At 62.7% G+C, this 15,136-nt stretch carries 13 protein-coding genes; 6 read left to right on the forward strand and 7 right to left on the reverse strand.

The window, feature by feature from the left end; genetic code table 11:
* Positions 1-288 precede the first annotated feature (288 nt).
* Positions 289-1,191: a LysR family transcriptional regulator gene (locus HX814_RS29175; protein WP_003208975.1), complete on the forward strand. Its 903-nt coding sequence runs from the start codon at positions 289-291 to the stop codon at positions 1,189-1,191.
* Between the two features lie 9 nt (positions 1,192-1,200).
* Here the strand turns inward: HX814_RS29175 and HX814_RS29180 are convergent, their stop codons facing one another.
* The 7 genes from HX814_RS29180 to HX814_RS29210 all read right to left on the reverse strand — a co-directional run bounded on the left by HX814_RS29180 (position 1,201) and on the right by HX814_RS29210 (position 9,290).
* Positions 1,201-2,547: an OprD family outer membrane porin gene (locus HX814_RS29180; RefSeq protein WP_177009369.1), complete on the reverse strand. Its 1,347-nt coding sequence runs from the start codon at positions 2,545-2,547 to the stop codon at positions 1,201-1,203.
* A 101-nt stretch (positions 2,548-2,648) separates the two neighbouring features.
* Positions 2,649-4,001, reverse strand: coding sequence for a citrate-proton symporter (locus tag HX814_RS29185; protein WP_003208972.1), 1,353 nt, complete (start codon positions 3,999-4,001; stop codon positions 2,649-2,651).
* A gap of 95 nt (positions 4,002-4,096) precedes the next feature.
* On the reverse strand, positions 4,097-5,485 hold the full coding sequence (locus tag HX814_RS29190; RefSeq protein ID WP_008436038.1) for an amidase: 1,389 nt from the start codon (positions 5,483-5,485) through the stop codon (positions 4,097-4,099).
* 161 nt (positions 5,486-5,646) lie between these two features.
* The gene (locus HX814_RS29195; RefSeq protein WP_177009368.1) at positions 5,647-6,453 is read right to left on the reverse strand and encodes a hypothetical protein; all 807 of its coding nucleotides are present in this window, start codon (positions 6,451-6,453) and stop codon (positions 5,647-5,649) included.
* A complete protein-coding gene (locus HX814_RS29200) occupies positions 6,441-6,647 on the reverse strand; it encodes a hypothetical protein (RefSeq protein ID WP_177009367.1) in 207 nt (68 codons plus the stop codon). The genes HX814_RS29195 and HX814_RS29200 overlap by 13 nt, the downstream gene beginning before the upstream one ends.
* Positions 6,648-6,768: 121 nt before the next feature.
* Complete coding sequence (locus HX814_RS29205) at positions 6,769-7,347, reverse strand: helix-turn-helix domain-containing protein (RefSeq protein ID WP_238544244.1); 579 nt, start codon at positions 7,345-7,347, stop codon at positions 6,769-6,771.
* On the reverse strand, positions 7,335-9,290 hold the full coding sequence (locus HX814_RS29210; RefSeq protein WP_177009366.1) for an FAD-dependent oxidoreductase: 1,956 nt from the start codon (positions 9,288-9,290) through the stop codon (positions 7,335-7,337). The genes HX814_RS29205 and HX814_RS29210 overlap by 13 nt, the downstream gene beginning before the upstream one ends.
* 131 nt (positions 9,291-9,421) lie before the next feature.
* Here HX814_RS29210 and HX814_RS29215 point away from each other — a divergent pair, with 131 nt between their 5' ends.
* From HX814_RS29215 to HX814_RS29235, 5 genes are all read left to right on the forward strand, one after another.
* A complete protein-coding gene (locus HX814_RS29215; RefSeq protein ID WP_177009365.1) occupies positions 9,422-10,180 on the forward strand; it encodes a class II aldolase/adducin family protein in 759 nt (252 codons plus the stop codon).
* A 41-nt stretch (positions 10,181-10,221) separates the two neighbouring features.
* Entirely contained in the window at positions 10,222-10,860 is a 639-nt protein-coding gene (locus HX814_RS29220; RefSeq protein WP_003208961.1) for a TetR family transcriptional regulator C-terminal domain-containing protein, read from the forward strand.
* Positions 10,861-11,014: 154 nt separating this feature from the next.
* Entirely contained in the window at positions 11,015-11,806 is a 792-nt protein-coding gene (locus HX814_RS29225) for an enoyl-CoA hydratase/isomerase family protein (RefSeq protein ID WP_023658721.1), read from the forward strand.
* A 41-nt stretch (positions 11,807-11,847) separates the two neighbouring features.
* On the forward strand, positions 11,848-13,008 hold the full coding sequence (locus tag HX814_RS29230) for an acyl-CoA dehydrogenase family protein (protein WP_008436052.1): 1,161 nt from the start codon (positions 11,848-11,850) through the stop codon (positions 13,006-13,008).
* An 18-nt stretch (positions 13,009-13,026) separates the two neighbouring features.
* Entirely contained in the window at positions 13,027-15,126 is a 2,100-nt protein-coding gene (locus tag HX814_RS29235; RefSeq protein WP_177009364.1) for an acetate--CoA ligase family protein, read from the forward strand.
* The last annotated feature ends 10 nt before the right edge of the window (positions 15,127-15,136 follow it).

Consider the following 15,136-nt stretch of genomic DNA (forward strand, 5'->3'; position numbering starts at 1 on the left):
GTTTAGAAGCAAAATCAAAAGCTGAAGCGGGCACGGTCAAATGTGGGAGCTGGCTTGCCTGCGATGGCATCAACTGGGTGTACCTGATGCACCGAGTTGTCTGCATCGCAGGCAAGCCAGCTCCCACAGAAAAGCAGATTTGCTTTTGATCTTGATCTGAGCGAACGCGGGTAGTGCAGAGCGGGTAAACCGGCAGGACGCCGTGACCGAAGAAACGGATATGTACACCCGCATGGCGCAGTAATTGCGTCCTCCCCAATCCACCCCCCCAAAAAAGGAGCACCCCCCATGCAACTACGCGCCTTGCGATATTTCCACGAGGTCGCCCGCTGCGCCTCCCTGCGTAAGGCCGCCGAACGTCTTTACGTCACCCCCACCGCCGTCAGCCGCCAGATCGAACACCTGGAACACTTCTTCGGCGCCGCCCTGATTGAGCGCGGCCCCCGCGGCATCCGCCTCACCGCCGAGGGCGAGTGCCTGGCCGAACAAGTCACCTCAACCCTGCGCGGCCTCGACCAGGTACGCGAAGTCATCGCCAGCCGCCAAAGCCAGGTGGCCGGTAACATCAGCATCCATGTGTCAGAAAGTATCGTTTCCACCGTGCTCGCCCCGGTGCTCGCCACCTTCTACCGCGCCCACCCCAAGGTCACCTTCAACATCGTGATCGCCAGCGCCTCGGCCACCCTCGACGCCCTGTGCAGCGGCGAGGCGGACCTGGGCCTGGCGTTCTACCTGCAAGAGCGCGCCGACGTCGAAGTCACCGCCCACTGCCAGTTATGGCACCGGGTGCTGGTCAGCGCCGAACACCCCTTCGCCCAGCGCGACAGCATCGAATTGAGCGAACTGCAAGGCCAGCCCCTGGCGATTCCCGACTCGGCCTACGGCGTGCGCCAGGCCCTGGAAGTGGCGGCAAAAAAACGCGGCGTCACCCTCGAACCGGTGTTCACCACCAGCTCCCTGGAAGTGCAGAAGAGCCTGGCCCGGCAACGGGCAGCGGTGCTGATTTTGCCCCAGGTCGAGGCAGACGTGCGGGACCTGGGCGACGGCCTGGTCGCCGTGCCGATCGCCGATGAAGACCTCGGCCGCATCCGCATCGACCTCTGCGTGTACCGCAACCGCCCCCGCTCGGTGGCGGTGCTCAAGTGCCAGGAAATGCTGGCGGGGGCGATGCAGCGTTGTTCGCTGAACTGAGCCTGAGCCTCAGAAGATGTTGATCGGCACATTGGCGACGAGGCGGAACTCATCGTAGCTGCCGTCAATCTGCCCGCCGCTGGCGCGATGGTTGTAGACGATGGTGCGCAGTACGGTGTTCTTGAGTGTTCCGGACTGAATCACATAGGCCAGCATCAAGCCGTTTTCGTTGTGCTTGGCGCCATCCAGGCTGCGCACGTTGTAGCCGGTGTTGTGGCCGTTGCGGTCGCCATCGTAATGGGTGCCGTCGATGTCCCAACCCTTGGCGTGCCACAGGCTGGCGGTGAGGCCGGGCACACCGTAGGCGGCGAAGTCCAGGTCGTAGCGCAACTGCCAGGACTTTTCGTTGGGGCCGTTGTAGTCCGAGTACAGCGAGTTGGCCATGTAGTTGCCGGTGGACTCCCACACGTAGTCGAAGTATTCGTTGCCGAATACCTGCTGCCAGGCCAGGGTCAGGCTGTGGGCCAGGTGCGTGGCGGTGAAGGCCAGGCTGGCGGCGTTATTGTCGATGTAGCCGAGGTTTTTGTCGCCCGAGTCGCTGGTGTGGTAGTAGTTGAAGACGGTCTTCAAGGCGATGTCGCTTTTGTCACCGATGCGGTGGGTCAGGCCGACGTAGGTCTGGTCCCACATGTCTTCGAAACGCGACGCGTAGACGCTGGCTTCCAGCCCGTAACCCGGTTTTACCGTGGCTCCCAGGTAGCTGATGCGTGCGCCGCTGTAGGCGCGGTTGCCGAAGGTGGTGGTGAGCTTTTCGGCGCCGGTGCCGGTGCGTGGAATCGCCCGCTCGAAGCTGCCGCCCTGCACCGACAGCCAGTCGAATTCGTTGCTGAACAAGCCCACGCCCTGGAAGCTGGAGGGCAGGGCGCGGTTGTCCTTGTAACGCAGGATCGGATTGTCGGTCATCAGCCGACCCGCCTTGATCTCGGTGCTCGACAGGCGAAAACGCACGTCGCCCACCCCCAGGCGGCTCCAGGTGGGAATCGCATCGCCGTCGCCGTCCACCAGCACCCGGTCGCCGCCAGTGGCCACCTTGCCGTGCCCGCGCTCCAGGTTGACCGCGCTGAAGATCCCCGCATCCACGCCCACGCCAATCAGGCCCTGGGTGTAGCCGGAGCTGTACTTGAGCATGCTGGTCTGCACCCAGGTTTCCCGTACACGCGTGGGCTCGACGCCGCCGGCTTTCTTGATGCTCAAGTGGGTGGTGCGTTTGGTGTGCTGGTTGGAATAGTAGTGGCGCAGGTTCAGGTCCAGGGTGCTGCCTTCGAGAAAGCCCGGTGCGCTGGCCTGGGCGTTTTCCTGGGCGAAAGCCTGGGTGCTGGACGCCAGGGTGACGGCCAGTAAAAGACGTGGATACATGGTAAATCCCCATACAAATCAGACGTAAGGCGACCGTCCCGGCAGGCCCTCAGGTGCTGCCGGTCGGTGGCGAAAAGACGCGGGACAGTGGGAAAAGGTATTCAGCGAACCGAAGCTTCTGCGAGCCGGGTTTCGCGGGCCGGGCTGCCGGGCAGCGGCGGACGGGTTTCCTTGGCGAACCAGGCGGCGGTGAGGCACACCAGGTTGGCGATCAGCAGGTACCAGACCGGCGACATCGGGTCGCCGGTGGTGCCGATCAACCAGGTGATGATGATCTGCGCGGTGCCGCCGAACGCTGCCACACCGAAGGCGTAGACGATGGAGAAACCGGTGGAGCGCACGGATTTCGGGAAGCTTTCCACCAGCAACACGATCAGCGCCGCGCCACTCATGCCGTGCAGGCCCGAGAGTACCGCCAGGGTCAACAGGAAGGTCGCCGGGCTTGGGTGCTCGGTCATCAGTTGCAGGGCCGGGAATAAAATCAACAGCAACACCACCCGCGGTGTCATCAGGATCGTACGGCGCCCGAAGCGGTCGCAGAGCATGCCGCCAGCCACCGCGCACACGGCCATCGCGGCGCCGGCCACCAGGGTCGAGAGCATCGAAATGCTGGTGGGAAGCTTCAGTTCGGTGAGGGCGAAGGTGGTCATGTAGTTGAGGAAGTACTGGGTGATGGTGCTGCCGGAAAGGATCAGCAACCCCAGCACCAGTGCGCGCCGGTGCTTGCCGCAGACTTCCCGTACCAGGTCGCCGGTGCTGGTTTGCTCGCCGTGGCCGTGGAAGGTTTCGGCGAGGTTGCGGCGGATGTAGATGCCGATCGGCAACACCAGCAGGCCGAACACGAACGGCACGCGCCAGCCCCAGCTGTTGAGGTCTTCCGGGGACATGACCTTGGTCAGGGTGAACCCTACCAGCCCGGCCACCATGGCTGCGACGCCCTGGGCGACTACTTGCCAGCAGGCGTAGGTCCCGCGTTTGTGGGGTGGCGCCGCTTCGAGGATGTAGGTGGTGGCGGGGCCGGCTTCACCGCCCCAGGCCAGGCCCTGGATCATGCGGGTGAGTACCAGCAGGATCGGCGCCGCGATACCGATGGTCTCGTAACCGGGCAATATCGCGATGCTGCCGGTGCCCACGGCCATCATTACCAGGGTCAACAGCATCGCCGGTTTGCGCCCGACGCGGTCGGCGTAGGCGCCGATCAGTACTGCGCCCAGGGGCCGGACGATAAAGCCGATACCGAACGCCGTGACCGACAGCATCAGGCTGACGAAGGCGCTGTCGGACGGGAAGAACGTGTGGCCGATCATCACCGCAAAGGTTGCGTACACACCAAAGTCGAAAAACTCCACGGCGTTGCCCAGGACCACGGCGAAGATGCTCTTTTTGCCGGCGTCCGGGGACGGTGTTTCGGGTGCGTGATCAGGATCGGATCGTGTCAATTGCTCAGTGTGCATACCAGCCCCTCAATTTTAGTTATAGGTCGTCCGAGCTCCAGGCCAAGAGGGCCCGGAGCTGGCGTGTGGGTGGGCAGTTCTTACAGCGTCAAAAGTCAGGAAGGATTCGGCCAGTGGTGGATTGCGCCACGCCAGCTCTCGTAGGTTTTAGCGATTTGCAGCAGCCATTGATCGGCAAAACGCGGGGCGATCATCTGCAGGCCGATGGGCATGCCATCGGCGGCGAAACCGCAGTTGATCGACAACGCCGGTTGCTCGCCCATGTTCCACGGCACCGTGAACACGATGTGTTCGAACGGCAGTTGCGGGTTGTTGCTCGGTGATGGCCACTCGGCCGGGAAGGCATTGACCTGGTTAGTGGGGGACAGCACCAGGTCGAGTTCGGTGAACACCTGCGCGGCGCGGCGGCGCATTTCAAAGGTCTGGTTGAAACCCTTTACGGCTTGTACGCCGCTGATCTCGGCGCCCGGCGCGGCCCAGTCGCGGATGTACGGCAAGACCTTGTCGAACTGCTCGCTGCTCAGGGCCGACAAATCGCCCCACTGGCGGGCGCGCCAGAAATGGTCGAGGCCATCGAGTTGTGCGCGGTCCATGATTGGCGGGATCAGCGTGACCTTGGCGCCGTGGGCTTCGAACAGCCGCGCGGCTTGCTCCACGGCTTCACACACGAAGCCCTCAGGCTGCATGCCTGCGCCGGGTTCAAGCATCAGGCCGACGCGCAGGCCCCTGACTGACAGCGGCTGGTTACTCCACTGGGTGGTGAGCGGCGGAAGGCTGGTGGCATCGCGGGCATCGGGGCGGGCCAGGTGTTGCATCAACAGCACGCAGTCGTCGACGGTGCGGGTCATGGGCCCGGCGGCGCGGCCGGTGTAGTACGGGTCGATGGGGATGCGGCCCAGGGTCGGCTTGAATCCCACCAGGCCGCACCAGGCGGCGGGCAGGCGCACCGAGCCACCGATGTCGGTGCCCACGTGCAGCGGGCCGTAACCGGCGGCGGCCGCTGCGGCGGCACCGGAGCTGGAACCTCCGGTGTTGTTGGCGGTGTTCCACGGGTTGCGGGTGATGCCGTGGAAGCTCGACAGGCCGGAAGACAGCATGCCGAAGTCCGGGTTGGTGGTCTTGGCCAGGATTATCGCGCCCGCTTCACGCATGCGGGCTGCGGGCGGTGCGTCCCTGAGGGCCGGGGTCAGGCGGGTGGCCGCGCTGCCGAGGGGAATGGGCACGCCTTCGGTGGCGATCAATTCCTTGAGAGTCACCGGTACGCCATCAAGGGCGCCGTTGGGTTGGCCCTTGTTCCAGCGTTCGGTGGAGGCCTGGGCCTGCTGACGCACCTGTTGCGGGTCGAAGGCATAGAGCGCGTTGATCTGCGGCTCCCAGCGGTCGATGTGGGCCAGGAGTTGGTCGTAGTAGTCGATGGGCGCGAGTTGCCGGCTGGCAAATTGCGCCAACAGTTCGGCGGCCGTAAGGGTATGCAGGTCAGTCATCGAACGCTTCCTTGTGATGGGCCGGCTGGCTCATGGCGGGTTGCAGTAGGGACGACTATATAAACCCCGGTGTGAAGCGGCCATCACAATCGGTGCAGTTCAGTGTTGCGTTTTTGTGTGCACTGAACCCCGAGGCGCAGCCCCTGGATTATTTCAAAACCTCAGGCGCAGGCGCTTGAGGCTTTTGTCGTACGGATGGAGCGGTGATTGAAGAACGGCTCCTGTCGAGGTGGGTGGTTCGTTCGAGCGTGTGAAGTGTTCCAGGTGGTGAAGTCGAAGCGAGTGACGGAGACTACGTTTTCCTGGATGAGCATGATGGGGGCAGGGTGGCTGTTGTCTGAATAACGCGTGCCCAGGTTGACTTCCAGTGTGTCCTTGTCACGGTAGCCGCTGAGCAGGGGCAGAAGAGTGAAGGTGTGGTCCATTCCTTCTGACTCGGTGGGCATGCCCACGAATACGAAAATGCCGACATACACCTTTCGATCGTTCAAGCTGAACATGCAAGGCGTGTACTTCTGGATGGATTCTTTGAGCAGGTATTTGAAAGGCGTGCCTTCAAGGATGTTCAAGGCGAGCCGGCAGTTGAGTTGTTCATCGGATTTCAACTTCAGCTGTTTTTTCTTCGCGTTGACATACAGTCTCGCCCAGAGGGAAGGAATGACCAGGGTGGTCAAACCGGTCTGCAGCCAAAAAACCCAAAGTGCGGCATTCTTTTTGTTGGCAATATCGAGCTCTACCAACAGGGCGCCAAGATAGCTGCCGTAGTCTGTTGCAACCTCACGACCTGCAAATGCCAGAGTCAAGGCACTTGCCAGGCTAGCGACGACCAGGCAAACCAGCCCCAGTCGCGCAACCTGTAGATAGAGTAACTGCCCTTCAAAACGATGCAGCCGGCAGTAGTAATAGGGATGCTTGATACACACCAGATAACCGCTGACCAGTAACGGGAAAATGATCAGCAGGCCCATGAATCATTGGCCTCCATTTTGCGGACTTGGCGAATTGCTGCTTTGTAGGCCTCGGATTCCATGACTTCTTCGGCGGAGACTGAAATACCCCATTCTCCCTCAATCCTCATGGTTCTTTTTGACTTGATGGCTTCTACCGTATCCAAGTCATCCTGAGTCGGCTTACCGGCAAACAACGAATACAATCCAAACATGGCGACGACCTCGAAAAGATGTAGTCGTTTTTATAGCAAGCGGCCTTGACCCCCGCCATTGATGGCCGGCGTGCCAGCGTCGCCAGTTCCCGTAGGAAACGTCTCCATTCACTCCAACGGTCTAAAACGTCGGCGGCGTAATCACCCAGATCACCACCGCATCCACCTTTCCGGGGTTGCCATAGCGATGGGGCTCACTGCTGGGGAAGCTGAAACTGTCGCCTTCAACCAGCTGAAAATGCCGCTCGCCCACCCATAACTCAAACGTTCCGCTCAACACATAACCCGCCTCTTCACCCTCATGGCTATAGCTCTGCTGGCTATAGGTGCCCGGTGGAAAGCGCGAGTGCAGCATCTCCAATTGATGATTGGGCAGGGGCGTCAGCAACTGGTCGACGATCCCGTCCTCATAGTGAATGCTCTGGCGATTGTTCCTGCGCACCACAAAACCTTCATCCTCCGCTGCCGGCGTGGTCTCACTGGCAAAAAACCACTGGATCGTCACCCCCAGGCTGCGGGCGATGTTGAACAAGGCCGGGATCGACGGGTAGGCGAGGTTGCGTTCCAGTTGGCTGATATAGCCGGCCGTCAATTCGCTCATCTGCGCCAATTCGGTAAGCGTCATGCCCCGGGCCTTGCGCAAGCCGCGGATGCGGGTGCCGAGAAACAGCTGTGGCGGTTGGTCGTTCAAATGTCCCACGCTACTTTCAATCCTTCATAAATCGCCTCTTCGGCGGTACGCGGCGCCAGGCAATCGCCGATCTGCGTGAACGCCACCAGGCCTTCCAGTTCTGCGCCCAGAGTGTCCACCGGCTGGTGGCCCTGGCACAACACCAGGGTGTCGATATTTTCCAGCAACATCGGCTCGCCGCTGGCGGTGTGTTGCAGGTAGACGGTAGTGTCGTCGCAGCCGTACAAACGGGCGTAAGGGATGATCGGAATGCCCAGCCGATGCAGTTCGCCGGCCAGTTGGTCACGCACGTACAACGGCAGGTTTTCCCCGCAATGGGTGCCGTTCACCGCCAGTTGCACCTGATGGCCGGCGCGGGTGAGGCGCTCGGCAATGCCCGGGCCGATCCAGTCGCAACGCCAGTCCACGACGACCACCGAACGGCCCAGTTGCACCTCATCGCGCAGTACTTGCCAGGCATCCACCACCTGTAGCTCGCCGCCGCGTTCGAAGGCCGGCCAGTAGGGCTCGGCGCCGGTGGCGATGATCACCCGGTCAGGTTGTTCGCGTTCCACCAATGGGCGGTCGACGCGGGTGTTGCGCACCACGCGGACCCCGGCCAGTTCCATCTCGCGCTGCAGGTTGGTACTGGCGCCGCCGAACTCGCTGCGTCGGGGCAGTAACTGCGCCAGAAGCACCTGGCCGCCCAATTGGGCACTGGCTTCATACAAGGTCACCTCATGTCCGCGCTGCGCCGCCACCGCTGCCGCTTTCATCCCTGCCGGGCCGCCACCGGCGACCATGATCCGCTGGCGTCGCAGTGCCGGTTGCAGTTGGCCAAACTGCAATTCGCGGCCGGTCTCGGGATGCTGGATGCAGGAGATCGGCAGGCCTTTGTGGAAGTGGCCGATGCACGCCTGATTGCAGGCGATGCAGGCGCGTATATCCTCGGCATGGCCGCTTGAGGTCTTGACCGGCATGCGCGGGTCGCAGATCAGCGCGCGGGTCATGCCGCACACATCGGCCTGGCCGCGTTGCAGCATCAATTCGGCCTCCTGGGGCTGGTTGATGCGCCCGGTAACGAACAGCGGAATCGACAGGTGCGTCTTGAACGTCGCCGCTTCTGTCGCCAGGTACGCCGGGGCAATGGCCATGGGCGGCACGATATGGATCGCGCCGCCGAGGGAGGCCGAGGTGCCGGCAACGATGTGCACATAATCCAGGTGTGATTGCAGCTGTTGCACGGCGGCCAGGGAATCCTCTTCGGTCAGGCCTTCGGGGTCGCGTTCATCGGCAGAAATGCGCAGCCCGATGATGAAGTGCTCGTCGGTTTCGGCACGCACCGTGGCGATGATTTCCCGCAGGAAACGCAGGCGTTGTTCCAGCTCGCCGTTGTAGCCGTCGGTGCGGCGATTCACCCGCGGGTTGAGAAATTGCGCGGGCAGGTAACCATGGCTGGCGACCACTTCCACACCGTCAATCCCGGCCTGATACAGGCGCCTTGCCGCAGCGCCGTAGCCGGCGACGATCTCGTCGATCATTGTCTGGTCAAGGGCGCGCGGCATCACCCGGAAGCGTTCGTTGGGCACCCCGGAAGCCGAGTAAGCCACCGCCAGCAAACCGTCGGCCGACTCCATGATTTCCCGCCCCGGATGGAAAATCTGCGACAGCACCACGGTGCCGTGGGCGTGGCAGGTTTCGGCCAGTCGGCGATAGCCGTCGATGCAGCTGTCATCGGTGGCCATCAGCACATGGGAGGTGTAGCGGGCGCTGTCGTGCACCCCGGCCACCTGCAACACAATCAACCCCACGCCGCCTTCGGCGCGTGCCCGGTGGTAGGCGATCAACTGCTCGTTGACCTGGTTGTCGGTGGGCATCGAGGTGTCGTGCCCGCTGGACATGATGCGATTTTTCAGGCGTTTGCCGCGCAGTACCAGCGGTTCAAAAAGATGCGGAAAGGCATGGGGCGACATGGTGCGGATACTCCAGGCGCTGTTGTTATTATTTTTCTATAGGAGGTCAGCCTCAGTAAAAAATCAACTTGTTTTTTTACTGGCGACTGGATTAGCGTCAACCACATCACCCACCCGCCTGGAGAATAAAAATGCCTGGGGCCACCGAACAACAGCTGCGCGAAGAGCTTGCCGCCTGCTACCGGCTGATCGCGCACTTTCGCATGAGCGATTTGATTTTCACCCATATCTCGGTGCGTATCCCGGGGCCCGAGCATCACTTTTTGATCAACCCCTATGGGCTGATGTTCGAGGAGATCACCGCCTCCAGCCTGGTGAAGATCGGCCTGGACGGACGTGCGGTCGAGGCTTCGGCCCATGGCGTCAACCCGGCGGGGTTTGTGATTCACAGCGCGATTCACGGCGCCCGCGAAGATGCGCAGTGCGTGCTGCACACCCACACCCGCGCCGGCTGTGCGGTGGCGGCACTGGAATGCGGGCTGTTGCCGGTGAACCAGATTTCCATGGAGTTCTACGGCAAGGTCGCCTACCACGACTACGAAGGCGTGGCGCTGGACATGGACGAGCAACAGCGACTGGTGCGCGACCTCGGCGACAAGCCGGTGTTGATACTGCGCAACCATGGTTTGTTGACGGTAGGGGAGACGGTCAGCCAGGCGTTCCTGCGCATGTATTACCTGGAGAAGGCCTGCGATATCCAGATCGCCGCCCAGGCGTGCGGCAAGCTGATCCTGCCGCCTGCGCACGTGTGTGAATACACCGAGCGGCAGTTCAATGAGCCAGGCCGACCACTGGAAGAGGGCGAACTGGCAGACCCGGACGCCATGCAACTGGCATGGGCGGCATTGCTGCGGTTACTGGATCGGGTGTCGCCGGGGTTCCGGGAGTGAGGTAGAGTCGTCCAGCCGACTCAACCCAAGGACACCGCCTCATGACCCAGGAATCCCGTTTCTCCCGCATGGAACCGGAGTTGCGCAAGGCCAATCTGGTGCAGGCGACGTTGGCCTGCCTCAAGCGCGACGGCTTCCAGGGCGCGTCGATCCGCAAGATCAGCGCCGAGGCCGGGGTGTCGGTGGGGCTGATCAGTCATCACTACTCGGGCAAGGATGAGCTGGTGGCCGAGGCCTATCGGTCAATCACCCGGCAGGTCATGGACTTGCTGCGGGATGCGATGGCCAAGGCGCCGCCCAGTCCGCGGGAGCGGCTGTCGGCGTTCTTCCGCGGCTCGTTCTCCCCCGAATTGCTCGACCCGCAACTGCTGGATGCCTGGCTGGTGTTCTGGGGGGCGGTCAAGACGGCCCCGGCGATCAACCAGGCCCACGAACACTCCTATGGCGAGTACCGCACCATCATGCGTTCGGCCTTGGTGGACATGGCCGGGGAGGAGGGCTGGAAGCAGTTCGATGCCGATTTGGCGGCCATCGCCTTGAGCGCCTTGCTCGACGGCTTGTGGCTGGAATCGGGGCTCAATCCCGGCACCTTCACCCCGGAGCAGGGCATCCAGATCTGCGAAGCCTGGGTCGATGGCTTGCAGTCGGGCGGGCGCAAGCGCTTCCAGATCAAACCCTGAACTGACGATTCCGCGCCGCCTGGACGCAATGTCCGGGCCGGCATTTTCCCCTCGAAAAATATTTGCAGTTACCCGATTGCCTCCTTACTGAACACTCGTTTAGTATCGCCCCATGTCGCACCCCTCAAGCCAATTAAAATAATTCGAGGATTCCATGACTACAGATCCGTCCGTGCTCACTCAGGTGCAGGCAGGTGTTGCCTGGATCACCCTCAATCGCGGCCCCCAGCGCAACGCCCTGGACATCCCGACCCTCAAGCACCTGCATGCCTTGCTGGACGGTTTCAACCGCGACCCGGCTGTGCGCGTGGTGGTACTGACCGGCAGCGGTCGCAGCTTCTGCGCCGGTGCCGACCTTGCCGAATGGGCCGATGCCGAAGCCCGTGGCGCCCTCGAAACCTACGGCTGGACCGAAACCGCCCACGCCCTGATGACCCGCCTGCACACCCTCGACAAACCTACCCTCGCCGCCATCAACGGCACGGCGGTCGGTGCCGGCATGGACCTCACCCTGTGCTGCGACCTGCGCGTCGCCGCGCAATCGGCACGCTTCAAGGCCGGCTACACCAGCATGGCCTACTCGCCGGACGCCGGCGCCAGCTGGCATCTGCCGCGCCTGATCGGCAGCGAGCAAGCCAAGCGCCTGCTGTTCCTCGATGAATTGTGGAGCGCCGACCGCGCCCTGGCCGCCGGGCTGGTGGGCGAAGTCGTTGCCGACGAGCAACTGCATACCCACGTCGCCGAGCTGGCCACGCGCCTGGCCAACGGCCCGACCTTTGCGTTTGCCCAGACCAAAACCCTCATCCGCGAAGGCGCCGGGCGCAGCCTGCCCGAGCAGCTCCAGGCGGAACTCGCCGCCGGCCTGCTGTGTGGACGCAGCGCCGACGGTGCTGAAGCCCTGCGCGCCTCGATGGAAAAGCGCCCACCGAACTTCTCCGGCAACTGATTCCCCTTCAAAACACCCTCGAACGATCGACAGGTAGCGCCATGAATTTCCAGCCCAGCCAAGAACAAGACATGTTGGTGGACGCGGTACGCAGTTTTGTTGCCAAGGAGTTGTTGCCCCACGAGGAGGCGGTGGACCGCGCCGATGAAGTTTCGCCGGAGCTTGCCGCGCAGATTCGTGACAAGGCCATCGCTGCCGGTTTCTATGCCTTCAACATGCCGGAAGACGTCGGCGGTGGCGGCCTGGATTACCTGTCACAGGCGTTGATTGAGCGCGAGTTGTCGAAAGTCTCCTGGGCGCTGCATGTGTTTGTCGCCCGGCCGTCGAAAATCCTCATGGCCTGCACCGGCGCGCAGATTGGCGAGTACCTGTTGCCGTGCGTGCAGGGCAAGAAGATCGACTGCTTTGCCCTGACCGAACCGGGTGCCGGTTCCGACGCCAATGCGATCAAGACCCGCGCCGTGCGCAGCGGTGATGACTTTGTGCTCAATGGCAGCAAGCACTTCATCAGCCACGCCGGCCACGCGGATTTCGCCATCGTGTTTGCCGTTACCGACACCTACGAACACAACGGTCGCCAACGCAATGCCGTGACCTCGTTCCTGGTGGACCGTGGCACGCCGGGCATGACCATTCGCCGGGGCCCCAAGTGCGTCAGCAACCGCGGCTACCACACTTATGAAATGTTCTTCGACGACTGCCGCGTACCAGCCTCCAAAGTCCTCGGCGAAGTCGGCAAAGGTTGGGAAGTCGCCAATGCCTGGCTGACCGCAGGCCGGGTGATGGTGGCTGCCAACTGCGTCGGCCAGGCCCAGCGTGCGCTGGACGTTTCCCTGCAATGGGCGGCCGACCGCAAGCAGTTCGGCCAGCCCATCGGCACCTATCAAGGCATCTCGTTCAAGCTCGCCGACATGGCCACGCAAATCCGTGCGGCCGAACTGCTGACCCTGAACACCGCCTGGAAAATGGACCAAGGCACCATGACCGACGGCGAGGCCGGCATGGCCAAGTTGTTTGCCAGCGAAGTACTGGGCAAGGTTGCCGATGAAGCAGTGCAGATCTATGGCGGCATGGGTTTGATGGACGAAGGCCCGGTGGAGCGCATCTGGCGCAACGCGCGGATCGAGCGGATCTGGGAAGGCACTTCGGAAATCCAGCGCCACATTATTGCCCGCGAACTGTTGCGGCCACTGTTGCGCTGATCGGGTCGGAGAACGCTTATGTCCCAGGCTATTCGCGACAATCTCAAGCGCCTGCTGGCGCCCCGTCACCTGGCATTCGTCGGTGGGCGTAGCATGGCCCGTGCCCTCAAGCGCTGCGCAGAAGGTGGTTTTGCCGGCCAGATGTGGCTGGTCAATCCGCAGCATGACAGCCTCGATGGCATTCCCTGCGTACGCCGCGTGGCCGATTTGCCGTGCGGCCCGGACGCGGTGTTTATTGCCACCAACCGCGAGCTGACCCTGACCTGCGTTGCCGAACTGGCGGCCATCGGCACCGGTGGCGCCATCTGCTACGCCTCCGGATTTGCCGAAACCGGCGCCGAGGGCCAGGCCTTGCAGCAACAACTGCTCAAGGCCGCTGGCGAGATGGCGCTGTTGGGCCCCAATTGCTATGGCCTGCTGGATTACCTGCACAGCTCGGCGTTGTGGCCGGTGGCCCATGGCGGCAAGCCGGTCGAGAAGGGCGTTGCGGTGCTGACCCAGAGCGGCAACTTTGCCTACAACCTGTCCATGAGCGACCGTTCGCTGCCGGTGGCCTATATGGCATCGGTGGGCAACCAGGCGCAGCTGGGGGTTGCCGAGTTGATGGACGTGCTGCTCGACGAGCCGCGCGTTACAGCGATTGGCTTGCACCTGGAAGGCTTGAAGAATGTGCCGGGGTTCGCCAGTGCGGCCCACAAGGCCCTGGAAAAAGGCATTCCGATCATCGCCCTGAAAACCGGGGTGTCACAGATCGGCGCCGAGTTGGCTTTGAGTCATACCAGTTCGTTGTCGGGTTCCGATGCGCTGTACGACAGTCTGTTCGCGCGCCTGGGTGTGATCCGGGTCAGCGGGCCGGTGAGTTTTGTCGAGACCCTGAAAGCGGCGGCCTGCGGTAATCTGCCGGCGGGCAACAGCCTGATCGCCCTGGCCTGTTCCGGTGGTGATGCCGGGTTGATTGCCGACTACGCCGAGCGCAACGATTTGAGCCTGCCGAAGCTCGACGAAGGCCAGCGTGAAGAGTTGGCGCAGGTGCTGCCCAGCTACGCCAATCTGGTCAACCCGCTGGATTTCACCACGGCCATCTGGGGCAACAGCGACGCGCTTAATACGATGCTCGACACGGCACTGCGCACCGAGGCGGATGCGGCAATGCTGGTGCTCGACTACCCGGCGGAATTTACCGGTGAGCGCAAGGAGTGCGACCTGCTGCTGGAGCTGTTTTGCAGCGCACTGGCTCGCCACGGCAAGACTGGCTTTGTCACCTCTGCATTTCCTGAATTGCTCCCGGCCCACGCTCGCGAGCGTCTGCATGCCCAGGGCGTTGCCGCGTTGCAAGGCGTGGAAGATGCGCTGGCGGCCTGGGGCCGGATTGCCGACTATCAAGACAATCGCCGGGCGTTGTTGGCGCGGGGTGAGTCGATACTGGTGCCGCTGTGCCCGCAAGCGCTTGAACAACACGGACAGTCGCTTGATGAGTGGGATTCCAAGCAGGCTTTACGGGCTTTCGGCCTGACCACGCCAGCCGGTGTCTTGAGCACTCCCGAGCGGGCCATAGCCGATGCCAAAGTGCTGGGTTACCCGCTGGTACTCAAGGCCGTCAGTGCCGACTTGCCGCATAAAACCGAAGCTGGCGCCGTGGCGCTCAACCTGCAGGACGGCTTCGCCTTGACTGCTGCCCTGGCTCATATGCGCGAGCAAATCGCCGCTTATGCGCCGGATGTGCCGTTCGATCATCTGCTGCTGGAGTCCATGGCTACGTCGCCGCTGGCCGAGCTGATTGTCGGCATCAAGCGCGAAAACGACTTCGGCCTGGCGCTGGTGATCGGCGCCGGTGGAATCCTTGTGGAGTTGCTCAAGGACAGCCGCAGCCTGCTGTTGCCGACCACCGACGACGCAATCCGCAACGCCTTGCTCAGCCTGCGCAGCGCCGCATTGCTGCAAGGCTTTCGCGGACGCGAAGTGGCCGACATGGAAGCCCTGGTGGCGGCGATTCGTGCGGTGGCCGACTACGCCTGCGCCAACGCCGGGCAATTGCTGGAACTCGATGTAAACCCATTGCTGGTCAATGCCCGGGGCGCCACGGCGGTCGATGCATTGATCCGTCTCGCCCAGGCGTGAAGGAGATGAC

The sequence above is a fragment of the Pseudomonas sp. C8002 genome (assembly GCF_013385765.1).
Taxonomy (GTDB): domain Bacteria; phylum Pseudomonadota; class Gammaproteobacteria; order Pseudomonadales; family Pseudomonadaceae; genus Aquipseudomonas.

Excerpts from the sequence above, each read along its gene's own strand:
- HX814_RS29175 (WP_003208975.1), top strand. The coding sequence starts at position 289 with ATGCAACTACGCGCCTTGCGATATTTCCACGAGGTCGCCCGCTGCGCC.
- HX814_RS29180 (WP_177009369.1), bottom strand. The coding sequence starts at position 2,547 with ATGTATCCACGTCTTTTACTGGCCGTCACCCTGGCGTCCAGCACCCAG.
- HX814_RS29185 (WP_003208972.1), bottom strand. The coding sequence starts at position 4,001 with ATGCACACTGAGCAATTGACACGATCCGATCCTGATCACGCACCCGAA.
- HX814_RS29190 (WP_008436038.1), bottom strand. The coding sequence starts at position 5,485 with ATGACTGACCTGCATACCCTTACGGCCGCCGAACTGTTGGCGCAATTT.
- HX814_RS29195 (WP_177009368.1), bottom strand. The coding sequence starts at position 6,453 with ATGGGCCTGCTGATCATTTTCCCGTTACTGGTCAGCGGTTATCTGGTG.
- HX814_RS29200 (WP_177009367.1), bottom strand. The coding sequence starts at position 6,647 with ATGTTTGGATTGTATTCGTTGTTTGCCGGTAAGCCGACTCAGGATGAC.
- HX814_RS29210 (WP_177009366.1), bottom strand. The coding sequence starts at position 9,290 with ATGTCGCCCCATGCCTTTCCGCATCTTTTTGAACCGCTGGTACTGCGC.
- HX814_RS29215 (WP_177009365.1), top strand. The coding sequence starts at position 9,422 with ATGCCTGGGGCCACCGAACAACAGCTGCGCGAAGAGCTTGCCGCCTGC.
- HX814_RS29220 (WP_003208961.1), top strand. The coding sequence starts at position 10,222 with ATGACCCAGGAATCCCGTTTCTCCCGCATGGAACCGGAGTTGCGCAAG.
- HX814_RS29225 (WP_023658721.1), top strand. The coding sequence starts at position 11,015 with ATGACTACAGATCCGTCCGTGCTCACTCAGGTGCAGGCAGGTGTTGCC.
- HX814_RS29230 (WP_008436052.1), top strand. The coding sequence starts at position 11,848 with ATGAATTTCCAGCCCAGCCAAGAACAAGACATGTTGGTGGACGCGGTA.
- HX814_RS29235 (WP_177009364.1), top strand. The coding sequence starts at position 13,027 with ATGTCCCAGGCTATTCGCGACAATCTCAAGCGCCTGCTGGCGCCCCGT.